The 26,167-nt window shown below is 70.1% G+C and carries 20 protein-coding genes; 13 read left to right on the forward strand and 7 right to left on the reverse strand.

Annotated features, from left to right (window positions below; genetic code table 11):
• Positions 1-11 precede the first annotated feature (11 nt).
• Positions 12-647, forward strand: a complete 636-nt coding sequence (locus FKO37_RS09680) for a response regulator transcription factor (RefSeq protein WP_037816759.1) — start codon at positions 12-14, stop codon at positions 645-647.
• A gap of 11 nt (positions 648-658) precedes the next feature.
• Positions 659-1,978: an amidase gene (locus FKO37_RS09685; protein WP_238604278.1), complete on the forward strand. Its 1,320-nt coding sequence runs from the start codon at positions 659-661 to the stop codon at positions 1,976-1,978.
• Positions 1,979-2,904: 926 nt separating this feature from the next.
• Here the strand turns inward: FKO37_RS09685 and FKO37_RS09690 are convergent.
• The 4 genes from FKO37_RS09690 to FKO37_RS09705 all read right to left on the reverse strand — a co-directional run bounded on the left by FKO37_RS09690 (position 2,905) and on the right by FKO37_RS09705 (position 8,606).
• Complete coding sequence (locus tag FKO37_RS09690) at positions 2,905-4,053, reverse strand: cell division protein DivIVA (RefSeq protein ID WP_238604279.1); 1,149 nt, start codon at positions 4,051-4,053, stop codon at positions 2,905-2,907.
• A 120-nt stretch (positions 4,054-4,173) separates the two neighbouring features.
• Positions 4,174-6,165, reverse strand: a complete 1,992-nt coding sequence (locus tag FKO37_RS09695; RefSeq protein WP_037816885.1) for an SDR family oxidoreductase — start codon at positions 6,163-6,165, stop codon at positions 4,174-4,176.
• Positions 6,166-6,382: 217 nt separating this feature from the next.
• Positions 6,383-7,096: a class F sortase gene (locus FKO37_RS09700; protein WP_037816753.1), complete on the reverse strand. Its 714-nt coding sequence runs from the start codon at positions 7,094-7,096 to the stop codon at positions 6,383-6,385.
• A gap of 19 nt (positions 7,097-7,115) precedes the next feature.
• Positions 7,116-8,606, reverse strand: a complete 1,491-nt coding sequence (locus FKO37_RS09705; RefSeq protein ID WP_037816750.1) for a collagen binding domain-containing protein — start codon at positions 8,604-8,606, stop codon at positions 7,116-7,118.
• 320 nt (positions 8,607-8,926) lie between these two features.
• On the opposite strand from FKO37_RS09705, the gene FKO37_RS09710 reads away from it, so the two are divergent.
• The 4 genes from FKO37_RS09710 to FKO37_RS09725 all read left to right on the forward strand — a co-directional run bounded on the left by FKO37_RS09710 (position 8,927) and on the right by FKO37_RS09725 (position 13,730).
• Positions 8,927-9,787 (forward strand): Bax inhibitor-1/YccA family protein, encoded by an 861-nt coding sequence (locus FKO37_RS09710; protein WP_037816748.1) that lies wholly within the window; start codon positions 8,927-8,929, stop codon positions 9,785-9,787.
• A gap of 147 nt (positions 9,788-9,934) precedes the next feature.
• Complete coding sequence (locus tag FKO37_RS09715; RefSeq protein WP_238604280.1) at positions 9,935-10,582, forward strand: hypothetical protein; 648 nt, start codon at positions 9,935-9,937, stop codon at positions 10,580-10,582.
• Positions 10,583-10,734: 152 nt separating this feature from the next.
• Positions 10,735-12,012: a YeeE/YedE family protein gene (locus FKO37_RS09720; protein WP_374204238.1), complete on the forward strand. Its 1,278-nt coding sequence runs from the start codon at positions 10,735-10,737 to the stop codon at positions 12,010-12,012.
• Between the two features lie 185 nt (positions 12,013-12,197).
• The gene (locus FKO37_RS09725) at positions 12,198-13,730 is read left to right on the forward strand and encodes a DHA2 family efflux MFS transporter permease subunit (protein ID WP_134733396.1); all 1,533 of its coding nucleotides are present in this window, start codon (positions 12,198-12,200) and stop codon (positions 13,728-13,730) included.
• Between the two features lie 170 nt (positions 13,731-13,900).
• Here FKO37_RS09725 and FKO37_RS09730 read toward each other — a convergent pair whose 3' ends face one another.
• On the reverse strand, positions 13,901-15,121 hold the full coding sequence (locus FKO37_RS09730; RefSeq protein WP_037816740.1) for an acetyl-CoA C-acetyltransferase: 1,221 nt from the start codon (positions 15,119-15,121) through the stop codon (positions 13,901-13,903).
• 120 nt (positions 15,122-15,241) lie between these two features.
• Here FKO37_RS09730 and FKO37_RS09735 point away from each other — a divergent pair, with 120 nt between their 5' ends.
• The 6 genes from FKO37_RS09735 to FKO37_RS09760 all read left to right on the forward strand — a co-directional run bounded on the left by FKO37_RS09735 (position 15,242) and on the right by FKO37_RS09760 (position 22,201).
• Positions 15,242-16,156: a pentapeptide repeat-containing protein gene (locus FKO37_RS09735; RefSeq protein WP_238604282.1), complete on the forward strand. Its 915-nt coding sequence runs from the start codon at positions 15,242-15,244 to the stop codon at positions 16,154-16,156.
• A gap of 320 nt (positions 16,157-16,476) precedes the next feature.
• Positions 16,477-17,847 carry a cystathionine beta-synthase gene (locus FKO37_RS09740; RefSeq protein WP_037816738.1) on the forward strand — a complete coding sequence of 457 codons (1,371 nt, stop codon included), beginning with the start codon at positions 16,477-16,479 and terminating at the stop codon, positions 17,845-17,847.
• Positions 17,848-17,962: 115 nt separating this feature from the next.
• Complete coding sequence (locus FKO37_RS09745; RefSeq protein WP_238604283.1) at positions 17,963-19,426, forward strand: hypothetical protein; 1,464 nt, start codon at positions 17,963-17,965, stop codon at positions 19,424-19,426.
• 227 nt (positions 19,427-19,653) lie between these two features.
• Entirely contained in the window at positions 19,654-20,199 is a 546-nt protein-coding gene (locus FKO37_RS09750) for a hypothetical protein (RefSeq protein ID WP_199817904.1), read from the forward strand.
• Positions 20,200-20,284: 85 nt separating this feature from the next.
• On the forward strand, positions 20,285-20,941 hold the full coding sequence (locus FKO37_RS09755; protein WP_037816736.1) for a hypothetical protein: 657 nt from the start codon (positions 20,285-20,287) through the stop codon (positions 20,939-20,941).
• Between the two features lie 102 nt (positions 20,942-21,043).
• Positions 21,044-22,201, forward strand: a complete 1,158-nt coding sequence (locus tag FKO37_RS09760) for a cystathionine gamma-synthase (protein WP_238604284.1) — start codon at positions 21,044-21,046, stop codon at positions 22,199-22,201.
• 690 nt (positions 22,202-22,891) lie between these two features.
• Here the strand turns inward: FKO37_RS09760 and FKO37_RS09765 are convergent.
• Entirely contained in the window at positions 22,892-23,155 is a 264-nt protein-coding gene (locus FKO37_RS09765) for a hypothetical protein (protein ID WP_037816731.1), read from the reverse strand.
• Between the two features lie 95 nt (positions 23,156-23,250).
• Between FKO37_RS09765 and ilvA the strand changes: the two genes are divergently transcribed.
• Positions 23,251-24,456 carry a threonine ammonia-lyase gene (ilvA, locus tag FKO37_RS09770; protein WP_037816730.1) on the forward strand — a complete coding sequence of 402 codons (1,206 nt, stop codon included), beginning with the start codon at positions 23,251-23,253 and terminating at the stop codon, positions 24,454-24,456.
• A 5-nt stretch (positions 24,457-24,461) separates the two neighbouring features.
• Here ilvA and FKO37_RS47520 read toward each other — a convergent pair whose 3' ends face one another.
• On the reverse strand, positions 24,462-26,162 hold the full coding sequence (locus FKO37_RS47520) for a hypothetical protein (RefSeq protein WP_308196520.1): 1,701 nt from the start codon (positions 26,160-26,162) through the stop codon (positions 24,462-24,464).
• Positions 26,163-26,167 lie beyond the last annotated feature (5 nt).

The following is a 26,167-nucleotide window of genomic DNA, read 5'->3' on the forward strand; positions in this document are numbered from 1 at the left end:
AGGGGGTAACCGTGAAGCTCGTCAAGGTCGCAGTGCTCGCCTCGGACCCGATCACCCGGGCCGGAGCCGCGAGCCTGCTGGGTTCGCGCCCGGAACTGGTCCTGCTCGGCCAGGACGCGGCGAGCCAGGCGGACGTGGTCCTCGTGATGGAGGAGCACGTGACCGACCGGGTGCTGTCGCAGGTGCGGGACCTCGGCAGGCAGTCCGAGCAGCTGACCGGACCGCATCTGGTGATCGTGGTCGACCATTTCCGCGAGAGCGACCTGATGACGGCCGTCGAATGCGGGGTCGTCGCGATCCTGCCGCGCCGCGAAACCGGCGGCGGCGAACTGGTCGCGGCAGTACTGGCCGCGGGCGACGGCACGGCAACGCTCCCGCCGCGGCTGCAGGGCGCGCTGCTCGCACAGGTGCAGCGAATGCGCCGCGACGTGCTGGAGCCGAACGGCCTCACGCTGTCCGGCCTGGCGTCGCGCGAATGCGACGTGCTGCGTCTGGTCGCCGAGGGCTATGGCACCGAGGAGATCGCGACGAAGCTCTGTTATTCGGAGCGGACGGTCAAGAACGTGCTGTACGGCCTGATGACCCGCTGCGGTCTGAACAACCGTGCGCACGCCGTGGCCTATGCCCTGCGCGCCGGCGCGATCTAGTCTTCTGACCCATGGCGCAGACGGCGGTAGAGATCGCTCGCGGAGTGCGGGCAGGGGAGCTGGACCCGGTCCAGGTGACCGAGGAAGCACTCGCCCGGATCGCAGCAGCGGACGGCGTCGTCGGCGCGTTCCGCCGCGTGCGTTTCGCCGAGGCGCGAGCCGAAGCCGCCGAAGTCGCGGCCCGCCCGGACCTCGCTTCGCTGCCCCTGGCCGGCGTCCCCGTCGCGGTCAAAGATGTCACCGATGTCGCTGGCGAATACCAGGGCTGGGGTTCAGAAGCAGGCCCCCGCGACCTGGCGACCGCCGACGGCCTGATCGCCACCCGCCTGCGCGCAGCCGGCGCGGTCATCGTCGGTCTGACCCGCGTGCCGGAGCTGTGCATCTTCCCGACCAGCGACGACCCATCCGGCATCGCCCGCAACCCCCGCAACCCAGCTTTCACCGCAGGCGGTTCCTCGGGCGGCAGCGCGGCCGCGGTAGCCGCGGGCCTGGTCCCGATCGCCCACGGCACCGACGGTCTGGGATCCATCCGCTTGCCCGCCGGAATGTGCGGAATCGTAGGCCTGAAACCCGGCCGCGACGTGGTCCGCGAAGACGCTCCAGGCTGGTTCGGCCTCTCCACCCACGGCCCACTGACCACGACGGTCGCCGATGCGGCCCTCCTGATGTCCGTCCTGGCCGACCGCCCGGAATGGGCCACCCTGACGCCCCCGGGTTCCCTGCGCATCGCGACGTCCACCCAGGTCCCGTTCACCCGAGCTCCCCTGCCGCGCCCGCTCCGCGCCGCCGTCGACCAGGCCGCTTCGCTCCTTTCGGCTGGCCACACCGTCACTTCCGCGACCCCTGCCTACCCACTCCGCGCCCTAGGCGGCCTGGTCGCCCGCTGGTTCGCCGGTCCGGCCGAGCAGGCCGCGGGCACCTTCGACCTGTCGCGCCTGCAACCCCGCACCCGCGCCCACGTCCGCCTCGGCCGCCTGACGGCACGCCTGGTCAACGACCGAGCCCGCGACGAATGGGAGGCGATCGCGGAGCAGTTCTTCGAGTCCCACGACGTGCTGGTGACCCCGACGTTGGCGACCCTGCCGCTGAAAGCCCGCCGCTGGCACCGCGAGCCGTGGCTGGCGAACGCAGTCCCGTCCTCGAGGGTGGCGTCATTCACCGGCCCGTGGAACCTGGCCGGATACCCCGCGCTCTCGGTCCCGGTGGTCCGGCACCCCGTCCATGACCTGGCGATGTGCGTGCAACTAGTAGCCCGCCCCGGCGGGGAACCAGTGCTGCTGGGGCTGGCGGCGGAACTGGAATCGGCGAACCCCTGGCCGCGGACGGTCTAGGGGATCACTGGCTTGATGCCGTGAAGGGCTCCTTGAGGGAAACGGATTCCCTCAGGGAGCCCTTCACGGACTTGATCTCAGGCCCCGGCTCGGCTTGCGTGCTTGGTGGGACCGCGCGTCTTTTCGCCGGATGTTGCCGACAAGCAGGCTCGCGCGGAGGGGTTCACGGCGGCTGGGTTAGCCGCCGCGCTGGTTTCGCCCGCGGAACGGGGTGGAAATCCGTGCTTGCTGCGCACCAGCCAGGCCGTCGCGGACGCGCTGTCCGCTGAGATGCCCTGTCGTTCAGAGCTGCGCGGGAATCCGCCACGTCGACCAGCCCGCCGACCGCCGCCACGGAGCCTGGACGGGGGGTGCTTGTCGGCTTCGCGCTCGCCGCCTTCTTGGGCGCGGCTTCGCGTTGCATAACTGCGCCGCCGTGCCGATCCGCCGGTGACGAGGCACCCCGGCGCTGCGTGCCGTGGCTAAGTTGCTGGGCTCGCGCGCCGTGTACGGCTGGGACTTGGCCGCCGGGCGGTGTCCAGGTTGGCGGCCTCACCGGATGCCGTGGGTTAGCTGCTGGGCTGATCGCCGTCTGTGGCTGGGCTTGGCGTTGGTGCCCGCCGGGCCGTGCCCAGGTCGGCGGCCTCATCGCATGCCGTGGCCAAGTTGCTGGGCTTGCCCACCGTTCGTGGCTGGGGCTTAGCGCAGTGAGCCCGCCGAACCATGTCCGGTCCGACGGGCTCACTGGATGCTGTGGGTTAGCGGCTGGGCTGGTCGCCGTTTGCGGCTGGGGCTTGGCGTTGGTGCCCGCCGGGCCGTGCCAGGTTGGCGGCCTCATCGCATGCCGTGGCTAAGTTGCTGGGCTTGCCTGCCGTTTGTGGCTGGGGCTTAGCGCAGTGAGCCCGCCGAACCATGTCCGGTCCGACGGGCTCACTGGATGCCGTGGGTCAGCTGCTGGGCTTGCCCGCCGTCTGCGGCTGGGACTTCGCGCCGTTCGCCGTCGAACCGTTTCCGTTCTTCGCGCCGTTCCCGGCGGAGCTTTCCGTCGCCCCGCCGTTCGCGGACGAGCCGTTCCCGGTCGCGCCCTTGGCCGCAGAACCGTTCTCGCCCTTCGGCTTCGGCGACGGTGCGGGCTTCGGCTCGACCGGGGCCGGCGAAGGGTCTGGCTTCGCCGGGTCGTCGCCGCCGACCAGTTTTGACGCGGCGGGCAGCACCGATTCCGACGGCAGCGCCGTGAGCAAGCCTTCGCTGCGGCCGAGGACCTCGTCGGCCAGCGCCAGGTTCTTGCGGGCCTGTTCGCGGATCTCGGCGAGCCGCTCGACCTTGCGCGTCGCCGCGGTGGTGCGCTGGGCTGCCTGCGTGGTCGCCTCGTCGAGACGGCGCTTGGCCTCCGCCGTCGCCTCCTCGACGCGGCGGGTCGCCTCCGCGGTGGCTTCCGCGATGCGGCGTTCGGCCTGGTTTTTGCTGGCCGTGCGCTGGTCGGCGATCATCTTTTCGTGCGCGGTGCGCTCGGCGGTGATCTTCGCGTCGAAATCACGCTCGATCTTGCGGCGCTTGCGCTCGGCTTCGTTGTCGAGGAGTTCCCGGCGCTGCGCCGCCTCGACCGTCAGCCGCTGCACTTCGGCGCGGGTTTCCTTCAGCGCGGCCTCGTGCTCCGAGTGCAGCGCTTCGGCCTGCTTGTCCAGCTCCTCGACCAGGCGGTGGTACCGCTCGCGCAGCTTCGTGGACGCCTCGGTGGACGACGCCCAGTGCTTCTCCGCCGCCACCTGCGCGCGCTTGGTGATCTCCTCGGCCCGCGCGTTCGCGAGCGTGACGGTGCGCTGCATCCGCTCGTCCAGGTCCTCGAGCCGCTCCGGCGGCTTCATCAGTTCCTCGACCCGCGACTGCAGCTTCGACACCTCGCCGCGCGTCGTCTCGAGTTCGCGCGACAGCGTGGCGACCTGGGCGGCCGCCGCGTCGCGGTCGGTGATCAGCCGGTGCAGCTGGCTTTCGAGGTGGTCGAGGTACTGCCGCACCTCGGTGCGGTCGAAGCCGCGCCAGGCTTCGGTGTACTCGCGCCGCAGCGGGAGGAGGCCGTTGTCTCGCTCGGGAACCATGCCCACGACCGTACCCGCGCACCTGGCGTGCGTGCCGCCAGGAGTGGCGAATCACCGCCCCGGGTCGATTCTTCCTGTCGATCTCGCCTGAACGGCCTCACCCGCCGCGCGAAGCCGTCACTACCAGTGGAAGCCGCGCGACAGCCGGGCCAGCGCCATCGCCGCGCGGGACAGGTGTTTCTCGCCCCGCCCGATCTTCAGTTTCCCGCTGCCGCCCGCCGCCGCGGAATCCGGGAAGATCCGGAAACCCTGGTACGCGATCGCGTCGGTCAGCCCCGGCGCGAGCGTGTAGGTGAGCCCGATCGCCTGGCCCGCCGGGGTGCCGATGTGCTTCGGCCGCTGGATCAGCGCCTTCAGCACCATGTCCGCCGCCTGCTCCGGCGATTTCGTCGGGAACGCGTCGTAGATCTTCGTCGGCCGGATCATCGGCGTGCGCACGAGCGGCATGTGGATGGTGGTGAAGGTGATCCCGTCGCCGTGCGTTTCGGTCGCCGCTATCCGGGAGAAGTAGTCCAGCGCGGCCTTCGACGCGGCATAGGCGGAAAACCGCGGCGCGATTCCCTGCACGCCGATCGAGGACACGTTCACGATGTGCCCGAATTTCCGCTCCGACATGTGCGGGAGGACCGCCAGGATCAGCCGCACCGCGCCGAAGTAGTTGATCGCCATCGCGCGCTCGTAGTCGTGCATCCGGTCGTACGACAGCTTGATCGACCGCCGGATCGAGCGGCCGGCGTTGTTCACGAGCATGTCGATCCGGCCGTGTTCGGACAGCATCGCGTCCACGGCCTTGCGCACCGAATCCTCGTCGGTGAGGTCGGCCGGGTACACCGACGCGGTGCCGCCTGCCGCGATGATCTCGTCGCGCACTTCTTCCAGTTCGTGCTGCCGCCGCGCGACCAGCAGCGGCACCCCGCCCGCCGCGGCGACCTTCAGCGCGGTCGCCCGGCCGATGCCCGACGACGCGCCGGTGATGATCACGCGGCGGCCGTCCAGTTCGCCGCGCGGACCGTGCTTGCGCGCGCGGAACGGGTCGAGGTGTTCGCGCCAGTAGCGCCACAGCGTGGGGGCGTATTCCTCGAGCCGCGGCACCTCGACGCCGCTTCCGGCCAGCGCCTTGCGCGTCTCCGCGGACGCGAACACCGACGGGAAAGCCATCGTTTCCAGCAGCACCGGCGGAATGCCGAGCCGCTCCAGCACCGCGTCGCGGGCGATGGTGAACCCGGGAATGTGCTCGCTGAGCTTGACCAGCCCGACGATTCCCTTCGACACCCTGTCGCCGAGCTGCACGGTGATCGTCGGCGCCCCGGCGGCGCGGGCGAACGCGTTGTAGACCGACACCACCGGCTGCGGTTCGGGGTTCACGAGGTGGAAGGCGCGGCCGTCGAGACCCGGGGTGGTGACCAGCTCCAGCAGGGCCTTCGCGACGTAGTCGACCGGAACCACGTTGGTGTCGCCCAGATCCGGTCCGGCGGACGGGACGTCGGGCAGCCCGGCGAGCCTGCTGATCGCGGGGAAGAGGTAGTACGGGCCGTCGATCTTGTCCATCTCGCCGGTCTGCGAATCGCCGACCACGACCGCGGGGCGGTATACCCGCCACGGCACCTCGTGCTGGTCCCGGACGAGCTTCTCGGCCTCGAATTTGGTGCGGTGGTACGGCGTGATCAGGCGCTGTCCCACGTCGAACATGTCCTCGGTGAACAGTCCTTCGTGGTCGCCCGCGACGGCGACCGACGAGACGTGGTGCAGGCACCCGGCGTTCAGGTCCGCGGCGAGGTCGATGACGTTCTGCGTACCGTCCACATTGGCCCGGATGCTGGTTTCGTCGTCGGCGGTGATGTCGTAGAGCGCAGCGAGGTGGATGACGTGGTCGACGCCGCGCAGCGCCTCCCGGTCCGCCTCGGACACTCCCATCAGCGGTTCGCCGAGGTCGCCGGTCACGAGCGTGACGCGGTCCGGATGCGGCCACGCGTCGACGAGCGCGGCCAGCTTCCCCCGCGACGACGCGCGCACCACCAGCGCGACCCGTTCCACGTCCGGCCGGGTGAGCAGCTGCCGGGTGACCTGGCGCCCGATCAACCCGGTCGCGCCTGTCACCAAGAACGTCGCCATCTCCATCACCCTCCGCCGTGCCGCCGCCTGGACCCATGGGCATTCTGCTGCATGGACGCCGCCCTGACCACAACGCGGCAGGGTGAGGTTACTCGCAAGTAACTTAGCGTCGGCACGGGGTCCCGCAGGTGGCAGCGGATTTCCGCGAACGAGGGGCCGCTCAGAAACTGCGCGAATGGACCCCTCGCGCGGGTTCAGCGGGTCGCGAGGGGACCCCTCACTCCGGGTCCGCGATCACGACGCGGTTCTCCTCGTACCCGTCGCTCCCGCCGATCCAGCGTCCGCCGCAGGTCACCAGGACGACCCGATGCGGACCGGCCTGCCCGAAGAGATCGTCGGCGCGGCTCGGCAGATCGTTCTTGTGCACGGTGACCAGCTGCGAAATCCGGTAACGGCTCGTCTTGCCCGCGCGGTCCACGATCGTCACCACGCCGCCGATGCGCTCGCTCCACAGTTCCGAGAACGGCCCGGTCGCACCGCGCCAGTTCACGTGGCCCGCGAACACGCTCGCGCCGCTGACCGCTTCCAGATCCGCGCCCCACCAGGCCGCCTGGCCGATGTCCGACGGCACCGGAAGCGTGTTGCCCGGCCCGAGGTCCTGCCGCACCATCGCCGCGGTCCCGCCGCCGGGCAGCCGGATCGTGCCCGGCGCCTGCGGTCCTGGTTCCGGAGCTTGCCGATGCTCCGCGGGTGCCGCCGGCGGAGCGGCCGCTGAACTGCTGGGCGGCGGCGCCGCTGAACTGCTCGACGGCGGCGGCGCGGGAGCCAGCTGCTGCGGGGAAGCGGCCGGAACGGCGGCGGCGACCGGGGACGCGCTCCCGGCCACCACCGTCGTCGGCGGCGAACTGATCACGACCGTCGCGAGTTCCACTGCCAGCACGCTCGCCGCGCCGAGCACGAACCCGCCGACCAGCCGTCCTTTTCCGCTCATCTGCCTTTGCTGCTTTCGCTTACCGCCGCGCCGACCGCCGAGCGGCGAACCCGACCAGCCCCGAACCGACGAGCACCAGCGCGGCGAGACCCGCGATGCCAGCGGTGGAGAAGCTCGTCTCGACAGTGCCCTTGGCCATCGTCACCGGCAGGTCGCCGGCGGGAATCGCGTGCGGCACTTCGTTCGGCGTGTTGGCCACAGTCAGCGCGAGTGTGCCGCCCGGCGTCAGCGATCCGCACGCGGCGGGGGGATTGTTCGGGTCGAACGCGTTGGTGTAGCCCGGCGGCGCGTTCACCTCGACCACGCAGATCTCCTGCGGGGCCAGCAGATTCTCGACGGTCGCGGTGCCGTTCTCGCCGCTGGTGGTGACCACGGCGGGCTGTCCGTCGGGCCCGTTCAGCGGCTTGCCGTCCTGGCCGGTGGCCGCGGTCTTGCGGTCCTTGCCGGTGACCCGCAGCGTCGCGCCGCCGATGCCCTTGCCGGTCTTGGCGTCGGTCTTGGTGACCTGCACCTTGCCCGGCTTCGCTACCGCAACGGCGCCTTGGGCGGTCAGTTGCTTCTCGCCGCCGGTGCCGACGACGCTCTGGATCCCGTCCTTGGTGTTGACCGGGTTCTGCACGGTCGGCTTGTCCGCGGGCGCGGACAACGAGGCGACGAGCTTCGGCTGGTCGCCGGTCGGCGTGACCTTCACCGTGACCGTGCCGTTCGCATCGGTCTTCAGAGTCGTGTCTTTCTGTGCGGCCTGAGGCGCGGAGTTGCCCGCCGAAGAATCGGACGCCTTCTCCGTGTCTGCCTGCTTGTCCGCTTGGCCGATGGTTCCGTCGGTGGCGGCCAGCTTCACCGGAACGTCCGGGATGCCCTTGCCCTTGGAGTTCTTCACCGTGACCGTCCAGGTCGCGGGCTGGCCGAGGTGCTGATCGCCCTTCGGCGCGGTGACCGACGCGGTCCACGGGCCGCGGTTCGCCTCGGCCTCGGCCTTCATCTTGGCCACGTCCTTGGCGGCTTCCGGGGTGAGGAGCTTGAAGTATTTGTCCTCGGGATAGGCCGCCTTGTTCGGGGGCGTGCCGAAGTCCGTGTCGCCGGGCGTCTGCGTTTTGGCGGTCCACGAGTGCAGCAGATGAGCGAGCGCGGCTGCCTCGTCGTCATCGGAGGTGTTGCCGTAACGCAACAGCAGGTAGGAGATGTTGCCTGCGATGTCGGGCTCCAACGGCTTGCCCCACTTCGTCAGCAGATCTTGACCTGGTTGGTACTCCTCGTCGCTGTCCGGTGCCTTCAGGTGGAAGCTGACGCAGAAAACGTCCTTGCCGCCCACCTTGTAGGAGCCGAGCCAGTCCTTGTATGTGACGCCGTCTGACTCTTTGTGCTCGATGTTTCGGCCGTGGCCGGTGACGGCGGCCGCCGAGGCCGGGGTCGCCCCGATCGCGGTTACGGAGAGTGCGCCGAGCAGTGCGGTCGCGACCAGCCCGGTGGCCGCGCGCCAGCGAGCGCGCGGGCGTGAGATCCACCCCATGGTGTGTTGGCTCCTTCGACGTGCCTGCCGACGCCTGAACGGCGTCCTCGCAGTTCACCTGATCGAACAACTCCCCGACACGCGTTCGGTCACTTCCCGGACACGCGATGTGAAGGTTCGCGGGTCAGCGGGGGAGTTGTCTAGAGACCATCGGGTGACCTGCGGTGAACGGTCGTGACCTTCATCGCCTACGGTGGCCGTAACGGGGGTGGCCCCACCCGTGCGGGTGATGAGTAAAATCTGCTTTACCCGAACGGGAACCAGCGAGCCGCCGCGGTCGTTGAACCCGATGCAAGGTGCCATAAAGTCCAGGAGGACAGGTGCGTTCCAGCAGCAACCCGGCGTTCCGCAATCTCCCGCGCGGCGCGGCCGCGACCGGGCAGTACGGGCCGAACGTCGGCTTCGACCAGCCCTACGGCCAGCCGCAGGGCCAAGGCGGCGTCCCGGGTTACGGCCCTGGCCAGATGGGCACCGCCTCCGCCGACCGTCCGATGACGGTCGACGACGTCGTCATCAAGACCGGCATGTCGCTCGGCGTCGCGCTCGTCGTCGGCGTGCTCACCGCGATCTGGGCGCAGTCCCAGCTCGTGCGCGACTCCCTCGGCAGGCTTTCGCCGAGCGGCCCGCTCCTCGGCGCGCTGATCGGCGGGCTCGTGGTGGGCCTCGTCGTGTCGCTGGTGATCATCTTCAAGCAGAAGCCGAGCGGTCCGCTCACGCTCGTCTACTCCGGCGCCGAGGGCCTGTTCCTCGGTGCGCTCAGCGGGTTGTTCGAGGTGTTCCTGCCGGGCATCGCCCTGCAGGCGCTCATCGGCACCGCGGGCGTGTTCGTCGCGATGCTGGTCGTCTACAAGACCGGCGCGGTGAAGGTCACGCCGAAGCTGACCAAGTGGATCGTCGGCGCGGTCGCAGGCGTCGCCATCCTGATGCTGGTCAACCTGGTCACCGCGCTGTTCTTCGGCTTCAACCCGCTGCGCGACGGCAGCCCGCTCGCCATCGTCTTCAGCCTGGTGGTCATCGGCATCGCCGCGTTCAGCTTCCTGCTCGACTTCGACCAGGCCGACAAGATGATCCGCGCCGGCATGCCGTCGAAGTGGGCCTGGTACGCCGCGTTCGGCCTGATGACCACGCTGGTGTGGCTGTACCTCGAGATCCTGCGTCTGCTGTCTTACCTGCGCGACTAGCCGTCGCACAGGTTTCCCGGGAAGGGGCGCTCCGCGTTACGCGGAGCGCCTTTTCTGTTTTTCTGCCGGGAAGCTCTGCGCGTCCCCGAGGCCGTCGTGTTGGATGTGCCCGGTCGGAATCTTTCTTTCGGGTTTGCGAGGCATCACGTGAGCGTTCCCCCGCACGGGCACGGACCGCAGCAGGGCTACGGACAGCAGGGCTACGGACAGCAGGGCTACGGACAGCAGGGCCAGTCGCCGTTCCAGCAGCACTACGGTCCGGGCGGGATGCCGCCCCAGCAGAGCCCGAAGCGAAACTTCCCGACCAGGACAGTCGTGCTGGTCGCCGTAGCGGTGGTGATCGTGGCGGCGGGGGTCGTCATCGGCTTCCTCAAGTTCGGCAACTCGACCAGCAACACCCACGCCAGCGACTGCATGCACATCGAGAAGTCCGGCTCGACCACGACGACGAAAACCGTCGACTGCGCCGATCCCGGGGCGAACGTCAAGGTCGCGGTCGCGCGCGCCAACCGGAGCGGCACCTGCCCGCGCGGCGACTACTACCGCTACACCACCGGCGGCAAGAACCACCGCGTGCTCTGCCTCATCCCCAACGTGCAGCAAGGGGATTGCCTCGCCGGGCTCCAGACCGCCAGCACGACGTACCAGAAGGTGCCGTGCACCGACCCGCAGAAGAACGCGGAGATCGTCAAGCTGGTGCCCGGCGCGAAGGACCGTTCGGCGTGCGAGGGCAGCGGTTCGACCACCGTCCGCTGGTACTCCGACCCGGAGGAAGCCATCTGCATCAAGAGCTGACGGGCGGTACAAAGGGGCCGTCCGGACGCCCGGTTTCGGCCGTTCGTCGCACTCCGTGAGACAGGCTGCGTCCGGGGCTCACCGGGACCTAACGTGGATCGCCGCCCCCCCCGCCGGGCGGGCTCCGTGCATCCCCGACCCCCTCAGGAGACGTGGTGGCGACCACCGATTCCCCTGTCGACGAGCGAAAACTTCTCGACTTCCCCACCTCGTGCGCGGCTCCGGCGCCTAAACCGGAGGACCCGGTCAAGGTCGTCCCGCTGGCCGTCGCCGCGGTGCTCGCGGTCGGGCTGACCGCCTACGTCTGGGCCGCGCACGGCGCGAAGTTCGGGGTCCTGCTCGTGCTGGGGCTGGCGCTCGGCCTCGCGCTTTTCCACTCCCGCTTCGGGTTCACGTCCGCGTGGCGGCAGCTGATCGCCGTCGGCAACGGCCAGGGCCTCCGTGCGCACACCCTCCTGCTCGGCACCGCCGCGACGCTCATCGCACTCATCTGCGGCACCGGCGCGGGCCTCTTCGGCAGCAAACCGGTGCCGGTGACGAACGTCGGGCCGATCGGGCTCGCGTTGTTCGTCGGGGCCACGTTGTTCGCGATCGGCATGCAACTCGGCGGTGCGTGCGCGTCCGGGACGCTGTTCGCGGTCGGCGCCGGGCAGTCGACGATCGTGCTGACCCTCGGCGGTTTCATCACCGGTTCGGTCCTCTACACCTGGGGCTATCCGCTGTTCACCGGCTGGCCGCAACTGTCCGGGTTCCTGCTGTCGGACCACGTCGGCTGGTTCGGTTCGTGGGCGATCACGATCGCGGTGCTCGCCGCGATCGTCCTCGCGACCCGCGTGGTGCAGAAGCGCCGCGTGCCGCCGCCGGTCGACACCGTGCCGACCGCGCGCGGGTTCGCCCGGATCTTCCGCGGCTCCTGGCCGATCCTCGCCGGCGCGGTCGTGCTCGGCGTGCTGGCCGGCGCGGTGTACCTGGTTTCCGGCGGCATCTGGGGCGTCACGAGCGCGTTCAGCCTGTGGGGCGCGAAAATTCTCCAGGTGTTCGGACTGCACCCGGAGCAGTGGGAGTTCTGGCAGCTGAAGGCGAACGCGACGTCTCTGTCCAAGCCGATCTGGCAGGACAAGACGAGCCTCACCGACATCGGCATCATGATCGGCGCGTTCGTCGCCGCCGCGGCCGCGGGCGCGTGGAAGATCCACAGCTCGATCCCGTGGCGCACCGCGGTCGCCGCGATCCTCGGCGGAATCCTCATGGGCATCGGCGCGCGACTGGCGAACGGCTGCAATATCGGCGCGTACCTCGGCGGAATCTCCGTCGGCAGCCTGCACGGCTGGCTGTGGGGCGCGTTCGCGCTTTTCGGCACCTGGATCGGGCTGAAACTGCGGCCGTTGTTCGGTTTGGGCAACCCTGTGCGCACGGACAGTATCTGCTGAGCCGATCGGGGACTTTTCGCAGGTCATCGTGACTGCGCGAAAAGTCCCCACGCATTTCGCCCGGCAGCGAAAAAGACTGCGTCGCCGCTTGCCGCTCGGCTAGTCTGGAGCGCGCGCAAGGGGGAACCGCCGTCGTATTGTCGCGTCGCGGGCTTGCGCATCACCACTAACAGATGGGGTTCCGCATGTCCGCACCCGCGACTCCGGCCGCGCCGGATGCCGGTGACAAACTCGACCGGGGAGTGCTGAAGGTCGCTTCCGTGGTGGTGCTCGGCGCCATCATGGCGATCCTCGACACCACTGTGGTCAACGTCGCACTCCAGAAGCTCACCATCCAGTTCGCCACGTCCTTCGACACCATCCAGTGGGTCGCCACCGGCTACATGCTGGCCCTGGCGACGGTCATCCCGGTCACCGGATGGGCGTCCGACCGGTTCGGCACGAAGCGGCTGTACCTGCTCGCGATCGGCACCTTCCTGATCGGCTCGATGCTGGCCGGGCTCGCCTGGAACGTCGAATCGCTGATCGCGTTCCGCGTCGTGCAGGGCCTCGGCGGCGGCATGCTGATGCCCGCGGGCATGACGATCCTGACCCGCGCGGCTGGTCCGCAGCGGATCGGCCGGGTCATGGCCGTGCTGGGCGTGCCGATGCTGCTCGGCCCGATCTGCGGCCCGATTCTCGGCGGCTGGCTGGTCGACTCGGTGAGCTGGCGCTGGATCTTCTACATCAACGTCCCGATCGGACTGATCGCCTTCGTGCTCGCGCTGCGGCTGCTGCCGAAGGACAACCCGGAGCCGGGCAACCGGTTCGACTTCCTCGGCATGCTGATGGTGTCGCCCGGCCTGGCCGCGCTGATCTTCGGTGTTTCGCGGATTCCGTCCACCGGCACCGTCGGCGCGCTCGAGGTGTGGCTGCCCGCGCTGGCCGGGATCGTGCTGCTGGTCGCGTTCGTGCTGCGGGCGCGGACCATGGAGCATCCGCTGATCGACCTGAAGCTGTTCCGCAACCGGTCGTTCTCGGTCGCGATGATCACGATGGCGGTGTTCTGCGTCGGATTCTTCGGCGCGATGCTGTTGCTGCCCACGTATTTCGTGCTGGTGCGCGGCGAGAGCGCGCTGCACGCGGGTCTTCTGCTGGCCCCGCAGGGCCTTGGCGCGATGCTGGCGATGCCGATCACCGGACGGCTGGCGGACAAGATCGCCCCGCGCCGGATCGTGGTGCCCGGCCTGGTCTTCATCGCACTGGGCATGGTGGTGTTCACGCAGGTCACCGCGACCACCCCGTACTGGCAGCTGCTGGCCGCGCTGTTCGTGATGGGCATCGGCATGGGCTGCACGATGATGCCGATCACCTCGGCCGCGCTGCAGACGTTGCAGTCCAAGGACATGGCGAAGGCCTCGACCGCGACGAACATCCTTCAGCAGACCGCGGGCGCGATCGGGTCCGCGGTGATGTCGATCATCCTGGCGGCGCTGCTCGCCGGGAAGTTCGGCGTCCCGACGAGCCAGGGCCAGCTGGTCGCCACCGCGGCGACGATGAACCCGGCCACGCACGACGCCGCGGCCGGCCTCGCGGGCGAGTCGTTCGCGACGACGTTCCTGTGGGGCACGATCCTGCTGGCGCTGTGCCTGGTGCCCGCGTTCTTCCTGCCGAAGAAGCGCGTGGTGCCCGAGGCGACGGGCTCCGACGACGTCGCTCCGCCGGTGCTGATGCACTGACCCGCACATCGAAAAGGGCCGTCCGCGAACCCCCGCGGACGGCCCCTTTTGCGTCGCTCAGGCGGAAATGCGCCCCCGAGGTACGTGAGGGGAACCCTGAGGGAATCTGATTCCCTCAGGGTTCCCCTCACGGACTTTTCCCGGGAGCTGAGGCAGGTTGGCCCGCGGATTCAGGAAAGCCGCTCCAGCACCATCGCCATGCCCTGCCCGCCGCCGACGCACATCGTCTCGAGGCCGAACTGCTTGTCGTGATGCTGCAGGGAGTTGATCAGCGTCGAGGTGATCCGCGCACCGGTCATGCCGAACGGGTGGCCGACCGCGATCGCGCCGCCGTTGACGTTCAGCCGGTCGAGGTCGATGCCGAGGTCGCGGTAGGACGGGATGACCTGCGCGGCGAACGCCTCGTTGATCTCGACCAGGTCGATGTCCGAAATGGACAGACCGGCGCGGGACAGCGCCTGCTTCGACGCCTCGACCGGGCCGTAGCCCATGATCTCCGGCGACAGGCCGGTGACGCCGGTGGACACGACGCGCGCCAGCGGCGTCAGGCCCAGTTCGCGCGCCTTCGTGTCGGACATGATCACGACAGCCGCCGCACCGTCGTTGAGCGGGCAGCAGTTGCCCGCGGTGATCCGGCCGTCGGGGCGGAAGACCGGCTTCAGCCCGGACACGCCCTCGAGCGTGACGCCCGCACGCGGCCCGTCGTCCTTCGACACGACCGTGCCGTCCGGCAGCGTGACCGGCGTGATGTCCTTGGCCCAGAAGCCGTCCGCGATGGCCTTCTCGGCGAGGTTCTGCGACCGCACGCCGAACTCGTCCATCTCCTCGCGGGTGACGCCCTTGAGCCGCGCGAGGTTCTCCGCGGTCTGGCCCATCGCGATGTAGACGTCGGGGAGCTGCCCGTTCTCGCGCGGGTCCTGCCAGCTGTCCGCGCCGGACTCGGCGGTGGCCTGGGTGCGCGCCTCGGCGTCGGCGAACAGCGGGTTGTGCGTGTCCGGCCAGGAGTCGGAGCTGCCCTTCGCGAACCGCGACACGGCCTCGACGCCCGCCGAGATGAAGACGTCGCCCTCGCCCGCCTTGATCGCGTGCAGCGCCATCCGGGTGGTCTGCAAGCTGGAGGAGCAGTACCGGGTGATGGTGCAGCCGGGCAGGTGGTCGTAGCCGAGTTCGACGGCCACCGCGCGGCCCATGTTGAAGCCGGACTCGCCGCCGGGCAGACCGCAGCCGAGCATCAGGTCGTCGATGTCGGCGGGGTCGAGCTGGGGCACCTTGTCCAGCGCCGCGCGCACCATCTGCACGGCAAGGTCGTCGGGGCGCATCCCCACCAGCGAGCCCTTCCCGGCGCGGCCGATCGGGGAACGGGCGGTGGAGACGATGACGGCTTCGGGCATGACTGACACATCCTCGGGTCGGCGGCACTAAGCGGTTGCTCACCATCTTGCCGCGTCCGGCGTCCGTCCGAAAGCCGAAGGCGACATGCACCACCTTGCTCCCGTGGGAGGATTTCCGCCGTGACCGAGCGCAACCGGGTGTTGTCCACCCGCACGATCGCGTGGTGGGGGACGGGCATCGTGCTGCTCGCGGCCGTCGCGGCGGCGTTGCTGCTGTGGCTGCTCGGCGGCGGCACCCCGGCCGATTCGTCGCGGCTCGACGCGCTGCGCACGGCCTCGAGCATCGTCGTCGGGACCGGCGGCGCGGCCGCGCTCCTGCTCGCCGCGCGGCGGCAGCGGTCCGCGGAACTGGACCTGGAACAGAAGGACCACGACGCGACCGAGCGCCGGATCACCGACATGTACGGCAAGGCCGCCGACCAGCTCGGCAGCGACAAGGCCCCGGTCCGGCTGGCCGGGCTGTACGCGCTCGAACGGCTCGCGCAAAGCCACGCTGACCAGCGGCAGACCATCGTCAACGTGCTCTGCGCGTACCTGCGGATGCCGTTGGACGGCACGGACGAAGAGGTGCAGGTCCGCAAGGCCGCGCAGCGGATCCTGATGCTGCACCTGCGTCCGGGCGGCGGCGAGGAGCCGAACGGGTCGTACTGGCCGGACATCGACCTCGACTTCTCCGGGGCCAGGCTCGTCGCGCTGACCCTCACGCACTGCAGAATCCGTTCCATCGTGTGCTACCAGACCAAATTCGAGGAATTCGCGACCTTCCGCGGCACCGAATTCCGCAGCAAAGCCGATTTCCACGAAGCGGTGTTCCGCGAACGCGCGGACTTCCGCGGCACGGTCCTCGGCGGTGGAGACGACGTATTCCGCGGCGCGCAGTTCGAGAAGCACGCGGAATTCGGGACGCACTCGGAAGCCGGGCTGGCCGGCGCGCTCGCGAAGCCCGGCTACAAACGGACCTGGCCGCCTGGCTGGACCGAAGAACCCGGCGACGACGGCTGGCTCCGGCTGGTTCCATCGGGTGTTTCGAAATAACCGCGGAACCACTAGGATCGGTGAAGAGTCAACAAGAAGAAGATGATCCCTGATTAGGAGGTGAACCGGTCATGATGGCCCTCAAGCGTTACTGCGCGGCATTGCGGGCCGGGACGGATCTCCGGGACGGGATCACGGATCGGCGTGCGGCGGCCCTCGGGCCCGCCCCGGTGTCGACGCGCGGCTTGGTGGCTGCCTGAGGTCCGCGCCGGGGAGGCCCGACCTCGCCTGGCGTCGCCCGTGGCCCCGACGCGCACCCGGAGACCGCCCGCCGATCCCGCGCTGGCCGGTCCGGGGCCCGGCTGTTTAGGCTGGTCGCCGTGGAGTACGCAGAACACATCGTGGACCTCGTGGGCAACACCCCGCTGGTCAAGCTGAATTCGCTTACGCGGGGGCTCAAGCCGCTCGTGCTCGCCAAGGTCGAGTACGTCAACCCGGGCGGCAGCGTGAAGGACCGGATCGCGCTGCGGATGATCGAGGCCGCCGAGGCCTCCGGAGAACTGCGCCCAGGCGGCACGATCGTGGAGCCCACCTCGGGCAACACCGGGGTCGGGCTGGCCATGGTCGCCCAGCGCAAGGGCTACCAGTGCGTGTTCGTCTGCCCGGACAAGGTGAGCGAGGACAAACGCAACGTGCTGCGCGCGTACGGCGCGCGCGTCGTCGTGTGCCCCACCGCGGTCGCGCCCGAGCACCCCGACTCGTACTACAACGTGTCCGACCGGCTCGTGCGCGAGATCGAGGGCGCCTGGAAGCCCAACCAGTACGCCAACCCGGAGAACCCGGCCAGCCACTACCACTCCACCGGCCCGGAGCTCTGGCGGCAGACCGACGGCAAGATCACCCACTTCGTCGCGGGCGTCGGCACCGGCGGCACGATCTCCGGCACCGGCAAGTACCTGAAGGAGGTCAGCGACGGCCGCGTCCAGGTCGTCGGGGCTGATCCCGAGGGCTCGGTGTACTCCGGCGGCACCGGACGGCCGTACCTGGTCGAGGGCGTCGGCGAGGACTTCTGGCCGGAGACCTACGACCGGAACGTCGCCGACCAGATCATCCCGATCAGCGACGCGCACTCGTTCGAGATCACGCGCCGGCTCGCGACCGAGGAAGGCCTGCTCGTCGGCGGTTCGTGCGGGATGGCCGTGGCCGCCGCGCTGAAGCTGGCCGAGGGGCTGACCGAGGACGACGTCGTGGTCGTGCTGCTGCCCGACGGCGGCCGCGGCTACCTCACCAAGGTGTTCAACGACGCCTGGATGTCGTCCTACGGCTTCCTGCCGCCGGATTCCTCCGGCGCGACCGTCGGCGACGTGCTCACCCGCAAGTCCGGCGCGCTGCCCAGCCTCGTGCACTCGCACCCGAACGAGACGGTCGCCGAAGCGGTCGCCATCCTGGCGGAATTCGGCGTGAGCCAGATGCCCGTGGTCAGCGCCGAACCGCCGGTGATGGCCGCCGAGGTGGTCGGCGCGGTCAACGAGCGAGACCTGCTCGATGCGCTGTTCACCGGCAAGGCCCACATGGCCGACCGGCTGGAGACGCACATGTCGCCGCCGCTGCCCACGATCGGCGCGGGCGAGCAGGTGAGCGCCGCGATGAAGGCGCTCGAAGGGGCCGACGGCGCGCTGGTGCTGATCGACGGCAAGCCGGCGGGCGTCGTCACCAGGCACGATCTGCTCGCGTTCCTCGCGGGCAGATAGGCACAAGCTCACCGACGCCGGCCGGGGCGTCTGCGCGCGTCCTGGCCGGGCATCCGATAGCGTTACGGCCGAATAGAACTTTTTCGCGTCCTCGTCAAGGGGGTTCAAGACCCACATGAGTGCTCCGCAGCCACCGAACCAGCCCTGGGACGGCGGCCAGCAGCCGCCGCAGGGCCCGTCGAGTGGTCCTACACCGCAGCAGGACAGTCCCTTCGGCGCGTCGGAGCCGACCCAGGTGGTCCAGCCGGGCCAGCCGCAGCAGCCCGCTCAGGGCGGCGGCACCTTCGGCGACACCCCGGAACCGACGCAGGTCGTGCAGCCGGGACAGCCGGCTGACTCGAACGCCACGCAGGTGGTCAACCCCGTGAGCGCCGAGGGCAACGCCGAGTCGACGCAGCTGGTGCCGCCGAGCCAGCAGCCGCAGAACATCCCGTACGCCCCGCCGCCGAGCGCGGCGGACAACCCGGCCGCGGTCGCCGGGTTCGGCGCCCCGCAGGGCTTCGGCCAGCCGGGTCAGCCCGGGCACCCGGGACAGCCGGGTCAGCCTGGACAACCGGGTCAGCCGCCGCAGGGCTTCGGCCAGCCGGGCGGGTTCGACCAGGGCGGCTTCGGCGCCCCGCCGCAGGGTGCGTTCGGCCAGCCCGGGCAGCCGGGTCAGCCGGGCTTCGGCCAGCCCGCCCCGTTCGGCGCGTCCGCCGCGCCGTCGGCGGGCGGCGGGAACGCGCTGTACGGCTACATCGCCGGCGGCGTCACCGCGGTGCTCGGCCTGATCGCGCTGATCGTGTCGTTCAGCTACATGAGCGACACCAGCGACTACTCGAAGCTGTACGAGAGCTCGAGCCGGTACCAGAAGCTGTTCGACGAGGCCGGTCTCGCCTCGCCGGGCACGCTGCTGTTCTACGTGATCATGATCCTGGTCGGCGCGGTGATCGCGCTGGCTGGCGGCGTCGCGCTGGCTCTCGCCTCGCGCGCGGCCGTGATGCGCAAGCTCGCCCCGATCGGCGTGCTCGTCGGCGGCGTGCTGTTGCTGCTGTTCTCGATCCTGGCGAAGTCCGGGACCTCGGTCAGCAGCTCCTTCGCCGACAAGTACGGCGGCGCGAGTTCCAGCGCCACGAGCGGCGGCGGCATGCTGACGCTGATCCTGGGCATCATCATCCTGATCATCGGCGTGGTCGCGATCATCCCGGCGACCTCGCAGTACGTCGGCCTCGGTTCGTCCTCGGGCGGCCAGGGCGGTCCTGGCGGACCGCAGCAGCCGGGCGGTTTCGGCGGCGGCGCTCCGCAGGGCTTCGGCCAGCCGCAGTCCGGCGGTTTCCCGCCGCCTGGTGGTCCGAACCCGAACAGCGGGGGCTTCCCGCAGCCGGGCGGTCCGAACCCGGGCAGCGGCGCGAACCCGCAGCCGGGCTTCGGGCAGCAGCCGCCTCCCGGTTACGGCCAGCCGGGCCAGCAGCCGGGCTACGGCCAGCCGCCGCAGCAGCCGGGCGGTTTCGGCCAGCCGGGCCAGTACCCGCCGCCGGGCGGGCAGCAGCCCCCTCCGGGCTACGGCCAGCCGGGCCAGCAGCCGCCGCAGCAGTGGTGACTCGCTGAATCTCCGCGAAGGGCGCCTCCGTCTCCCGACGGCGGCGCCCTTCGTCGTTCCCAGTCCGTTTTTCGCGGGGTTCGCGCGGAGCTGGTGGCCTTTTCCCGGCGATTCCGGCAGCCGGGGGAATTGCGGCGCACATGCGCTCGCGCCGGTCCCCAACGGTGCGTTTCCGGGCTAGGGTGGGCGCCGTCCGAATCGCCTTCCCAGCCCGAGGGGGACCTGCCGTGAGCGGCCTGCACGCACTTCCGGCACGGCAGCGGGAACGGGAATCCTCCCTCGCGGAACCGGTTCCGCACCGCCCGAAGGGGAGCACCGCGATCGCGGCCGGGCTGTTCGGTCTCGTCGCCGCCGCGACGGCAGGCTATCTCCCGGCAAGACTGTTCCTCGACATTCCGTCCGGATTCAGCCTCGGCGATCTCTCGCCGCTGACCCTCGCCGATCTCGGCGCGTATCTCGCCGCTTCGCTGGTCTTGCTGATCGGCGCGATCGCGACCTTTTTCCGCGCGACAGCCGGTGCGGTGCTGCTGATCGCGGGCGCGTTGCTCGCACTCGGCGCGCTGCTGCTGGAACCGGCGCTGAGCGGTTCCCCGGGGTACGCCCAGTACTTCCGGACCCTGCTGCGGTTCGAGAATTTCGCCGCGCTGGACCGCGTCACGCTGGCGGCGGCGGTGCTGCTGGTGCTCGTGCTGGCCGGACTGCCGCGGACCTTTGGCTACCTGCGCTACCGCGCACCCGTGGTGCCTGCTTCGTCACCCTCGCGACAGTGGTAAATCCTCCCCGAAAACGGGACGGAGCTGGCACGATACAAGCACTCCGCCCGCCGCCCGGCGGGACCAGATGCACCGAGGACTCCCCGTGACTTACCCCCAGAACCCGCAGGGCCAGCCGCAGAACCCGCAGAGCGGCCCGTTCCCCGGGCAGCCGTACCCGGCGAGCCAGCCGACGCCGGCCCAGCCGTACCCGGGCGCCCCGCAGCAGCCGTTCGCCCCGCCCGCCGCGGGTCAGCCGTATCCGGGGTACCCGGGCGGACCTGGCGTCTACCAGCAGAAGCCGAACGGCGCGACCGCGATCATCGCCGGGATCCTCGCGATCATCGGCGGCATTTTCGCGATCATCTCGATCATCCTCGCCGTGGTGGCGCTGTCTGCCATCCACATCACGCTGTGGCAGCTGTACGCGTCGATCGTGGTGAACGCGGTGCTCGTCGGCCTGCTGTTCTTCGGCGGCATCGGCCTGTTCCTGCACAAGCCGGCCGCCCGGCTGTGCACGATCATCGGCTGCGGGCTGGTGATCGCGTACACGATCTTGAGCGTCGTTCTCGCCGGCGTCGCGACCGCTGGATACAAGGGCAGCGCCCAGGTGCTGGGCGCGGGCATCGGCGGTGCCCTGATCGGGCTGATCCCGCCGGTCGCGACCCTGGTGCTGGCGATCGTGAAGCCGACCGCGGAATGGGTCAACTACCGCCCGGACGCACCGGTCCAGGGCGGCTACCCGGCTCCGCAGGGCTGGTGACCGCGGGGCTGCCGGTGCGGGTTTGTACCGGCAGCCTCTCCCGCATGGTGAGTTGCCTCCCAGCTGATGGGATTGTCGGGGGTGGCCCGTACCCTGGGAACCATGGCCGACGACTACTCCGTCCTGGGTTTTGAAACACGCGCGATCCACGCCGGGCAGCAGCCCGATCCCCGCACGGGTGCCGTCATCGTGCCGATTTACCAAACGTCCACGTACGCGCAGGACGGCGTGGGCGGCACCCGCGAGGGCGGCTACGAATACTCGCGCACCGCGAACCCCACGCGGACCGCGCTGGAGGAAGCCCTCGCCTCGCTCGAGGGCGCCCGGCACACGCTGGCGTTCGCGTCCGGAATGGCCGCGTCCGACGCGGTGCTGCGCACGGTCCTGCGCCCCGGCGACCACCTGGTCCTGGGCAACGACGCGTACGGCGGCACGTTCCGGCTGATCGACAAGGTGCTCAGCCTGTGGGGCGTCGAGCACACGGTCGCCGACCTCAGCCGCATCGACGAGGTACGGGCCGCGATGCGCCCGGAAACCAAGCTGATCTGGTGCGAGTCGCCGACCAACCCGCTGCTGGGCGTCGCCGACATCGCCGCACTGGCCGGTGCCGCGCACGACGCGGGCGCGCGCCTGGTCGTGGACAACACCTTCGCCACGCCGTACCTGCAGACCCCGCTGGCCCTAGGCGCGGACATCGTGGTGCACTCCACCACGAAGTACCTCGGCGGCCACTCCGACGTAGTCGGCGGCGCGGTCGTCACGAACGAGGACGAACTGCGCGAGCAACTCTTCTACCTGCGCAACGCCGCGGGCGCCGTCCCCGGCCCGTTCGACGCGTGGCTGACCCTGCGCGGTCTCAAGACGCTGGCCCTGCGGATGGAACGGCACAGCGACAACGCCGACCTGGTCGCCCGCACGCTGGCGAAGCACCCGAAGGTCACCAAGGTCTACTACCCCGGACTGCCGGAACACCCCGGCCACGAAGTAGCCGCGAAGCAGATGCGCCGCTTCGGAGGAATGGTGTCGTTCCGCGTGACGGGCGGCGAGGCAGCGGCGCTGGAAGTCGCGTCCCGCACGAAGCTGTTCGTACTGGCGGAGTCGCTCGGCGGCATCGAGAGCCTGATCGAACACCCGGGCAAGATGACGCATGCTTCGACGGCAGGCTCGACGCTGGAAGTCCCAGAAGACCTGATCCGGTTGTCGGTGGGCATCGAGGACGGACGCGACCTGGTGGCGGACCTTACGCAGGCGCTGGGCTGATCTCGGCTTGACGGGGCACCTCGACGGGGCACTGGGTTTCCGGTGCCCCGTTCTTGGCTGTGCCCCGAGCCGAGTCCGGCCTCCGAGCTGAATCGGTGGGTCGTCGTGACCGGCTTGCCTCGGAGCGCGAATCTGTGATGAGACGGGCGCTGAGGCGATTGCGTTTCGCGTGATCCCCGGCTGGCCGGTGCATCTAATCCCGCATAATCTGCCACCCGGCGAACACCCGTCTCGGCTGGCGAGCCCGGGGAAACTATCGCCGCTCGGCGAACCGCGTCCCCGTCTCGCCTGGCGAACCCGGGGAAACATTGCCGCTCGGCGAGCCACGTTCCCGTCTCGGCTGGCGAACCCAGAGAAACCCGTGCCACCCCAACCCGAGCGGCTCAACTCAGCTGGAGTTCGGCCGAGCCAGGTGGTCAGGGCTTGCCCGGCGGCACAGGTCTGACCTCTGCCATCGCTGAAACTGCCAGGGTGAGAGCCAGTTCAGAGCCAAGGGGGCGGCCGTCTTCGTCGAAGTCGCCTGCTGCGTGGCCCTGGGCTGCCTCGCTTGGCTTGGTTAAGCCGCGTCGAATCACGCATAATCCGCCACTCCGGCGGACCATTCCCAGCCTCGCCAGCCTCGCCAAACCCATGCCGCCCAAGCTCAGGCCCGGCCTCAGCCCAGCCGCAGCCCGGCCGCAACCCAGTCGGTCAGGGCTTGCTGTTCTCCGGCAGCGCATTGGCCTGCCGGGTCCCGGTCGTGGCCGGGAGGTCGGTGCCGTTGACGCAACCGCCGACCAGTTCGACGTGGTTGTCGTGCCGGATGTACTGGGCGGGGCCCCCGCAGCCGGCCGCTTCGACGGTTGCGAAGGCGGCTCCGGTGAGGGCCACGGCGGACAGGATGCCCGCGGCGAGCGGCAGCAGACCGGTGCGGGACTTGGCCCGGGGGGTGGTCCCGTGCTGCGCGCGTGCCATGGTCGCACTCCCTGATCATGTGTGGCTGCCGTAATCAGGGTACCGGTCCGGCGGGCGGCGCACCCCGGCCGTCCGTCGGTGGCATCATCGGCGCCATGGAACTGGTCAGCGTCGAGCGCATCCAGGAAGCTCGCAAGCTTCTCGAGGGCATCACCCGCGTCACGCCGATGGAGCACGCCCGCGACCTGCGCCGGCTGCACGGCGGCCCGGTGTATCTCAAGTGCGAGAACCTGCAGCGCACCGGTTCCTTCAAGATCCGCGGCGCCTACACCCGCATTCACGGCCTGACCGCCGAGGAACGTGCGCGCGGCGTCGTCGCGGCCAGTGCCGGCAACCACGCGCAGGGGGTCGCGCTGGCCTCTTCGCTGCTCGGCATTTCCTCGACCGTCTTCATGCCGCTGCGCGCTCCGCTCCCGAAACTCGCCGCGACCCGCGGTTACGGTGCGGAGGTCCACCTTCACGGCGCGGTCGTCGACGAAACCCTCGCCGAAGCCATCGCGTTCTCGGAACGCACCGGTGCGGTCTTCATCCATCCGTTCGACCACGCCGACGTCATCGCCGGCCAGGGCACCGTCGGACTGGAGATCCTCGAGCAGGTCCCGGGCGCGAAAACGATCCTCGTCCCGACCGGCGGCGGCGGGCTGGTCGGCGGGGTCGCGGCGGCGGTCAAGGCGCTGCATCCGGAGATCCGGGTGATCGGCGTGCAGGCCGAGGACGCCGCGGCGTATCCGTCCTCGCTGACGGCGGGCGCGCCGGTCCGGCTGCGCGAGGTGCACACGATGGCGGACGGGATCGCGGTCGGCGAGCCGGGCAAGGTCAGCTACGCGCACGTCGAGTCTTTGGTCGACGACGTCGTGACGGTCAGCGAGGAATCCTTGTCCCGCGCGGTACTGCTGTGCCTGGAGCGGCGGAAACTCGTCGTGGAACCGGCCGGCGCCGCTTCGATGGCCGCGCTTCTGCAGCATCCCGGCGCTTTTGAGCCGCCGGTGGTGGCGATCCTCTCCGGCGGCAACGTGGATCCCGTGCTGCTGCAGCAGATCATCCAGCACGGCATGACCGCGGGCGGGCGCTACCTGAAGCTGCACCTGCGCGTTCCGGACCGGCCGGGCTCGCTGGTTTCCGTGCTGTCCTGCGTGAAGGACCTCGGCGCGAACGTCCTCGACGTCGAGCACTCCCGCATCTCCGGCAGCCTTGCCCTCGGCGAGGTCGACGTCGCCCTCGCCCTCGAAACCCGCGGCCCGGAACACTGCAAGGACGTCGAGGCCGCCCTCGCCGACGCGGGGTTCACGATCGTCAGCTGAACAGTCTACTGTGGACTTTCCGGCAGCCGGGCGCTGAACCACAGCGGGAGATAATCCTCTTCACGCGGGTAAAGTTCCTGGTCCAGTGCGTAATCCTCGGGCCGGGGCGGCGTGTGGAAGGCCGGTTCGTCGTCCTCGTCGAAGCTGGCCAGGTAGTTCGACGGCGGGTCGATGACCAGCGAGAGCGTGTACCAGGTGCCCCGTCCTTGGACGTACTTCGCGCGCCGCAGTTCAGCCAACGGCTTCGACAGTTCTCGCGCGACGGGAACCTGTTGCGTGCTCCCGTCTGCCATCCGCGCGCCGCAGGCGAGGTTCGCGTGCCTGCCCAGCGTCATGAAGTCGAAGACGATCTGCTGCCATCCCTGCGGAGCCGCGGCGACGAGGGCCGTCGAGATCTCGCCCAGCAACTGCTCTGGATCCCTCGGAGCCGGTTCGCTGGGACGGCTTTCCTCGGCGGGCATGGTGGTCAGCGCCGCGAGCATCCGTTCCTGCGTCGCTTCGTCCACCTCAGGTGCGGCATATCCGGCCGCCCGGATGTGCTCGAGCAGCTCCGGATCCGGCGAAATCCCATGCTCGCGCAGGTAATAGGCGACCGCGCCGGGCCACACCCAGCTGCCGTCGGTCCGGAAGTTCAGCGGAACAGCGTCCGTGCGCGACCGATCGAAGGCGTCGGTGTCCTTGCTGCGCGACGCCAGGATGACCGGCGCGCTGTCGAGATAGGCGAGAACTCGCTCGCGCTCCTCCGCCGACAGCGCTTCCCGTTCGACGACCGGATTCCCCGCTTCGTCGAGCCCGTCGTAGACCCGGGGCGTACGCAGCTCGACTGCCGGACTCGCTGAATCCTCTTCGGACGCAACGGTTTCCGCCTCGGTCGGCTGTGCTTCTGCGGAAGCAGTAGTCGCCGCCGCGACCTCGCTCGGCTCGGACTGCGCCTCGTCACCAGCCGACGCCGACGCGGCCTGCTCCAGGTCGGGCAGCGGCGGCGGAGTGGCAGGCGATGGCGGAGGCGAGCTGGGCTCGTCCACGGGGAGCGCGGGAACCGGTTGTTCAGTGGCCTGTGCGGGAGGAGCGGCGGGTGGGTTTTCGGTGCCCGGCAGCGGCGGCGGAGAGGCGGGTTCGTCCACGGGGAGTGCGGGAACCGGTTGCTCAGTGGCCTGCGCAGGAGGAACAGCAGGCGGATTCTCGGCACCCGGCAACGGCGGCGGCACTGCGGGACCCGCGGCAGGAACGGGCGGCGGAACCGGCTGTCCGGGAGCAGCGGCGGGCGGAGTCGCACCAGCTCGCTGTCGCAACCACGGCGGCACGAAGCGGTCCTCGCGCGGGAAAAAGCGCAGCTCGTCCTGGAAGCCGATCGGCGGAGGCAACTGTCGCCAGCGCGGTTCGACGTCCGGCTGGTAGTCCGTGAACGGCGGCTGCTGCGGCGAAAACACCAAGGTCGCGGTCAGCCATGTGCCGCGGCCCGGCTGGTACATCCCGGTGCGCAGCACGCCGAACAGGCGTGGCAGCTCCGGATGCGGCTGGACCGGGTAGGTCCGGTTGTCCGGGGCGAGCGCGGCGACGTCGACTTCGACGTGCCGTCCCGCGGCGCGGCAGACGACCTGCAACTGTTGCCAGCCCGCGGGCAGCGCGGACGCGGCCGCTTGGCCGATTTGCTGGACGAGCTCCTGCTGCTGGGCAGCGGTGAGCGGCACCGGTGGCCGGGTCATGGGTT

Source organism: Amycolatopsis sp. Poz14, assembly GCF_006704225.1.
Taxonomy (GTDB): Bacteria; Actinomycetota; Actinomycetes; order Mycobacteriales; family Pseudonocardiaceae; genus Amycolatopsis; species Amycolatopsis nivea.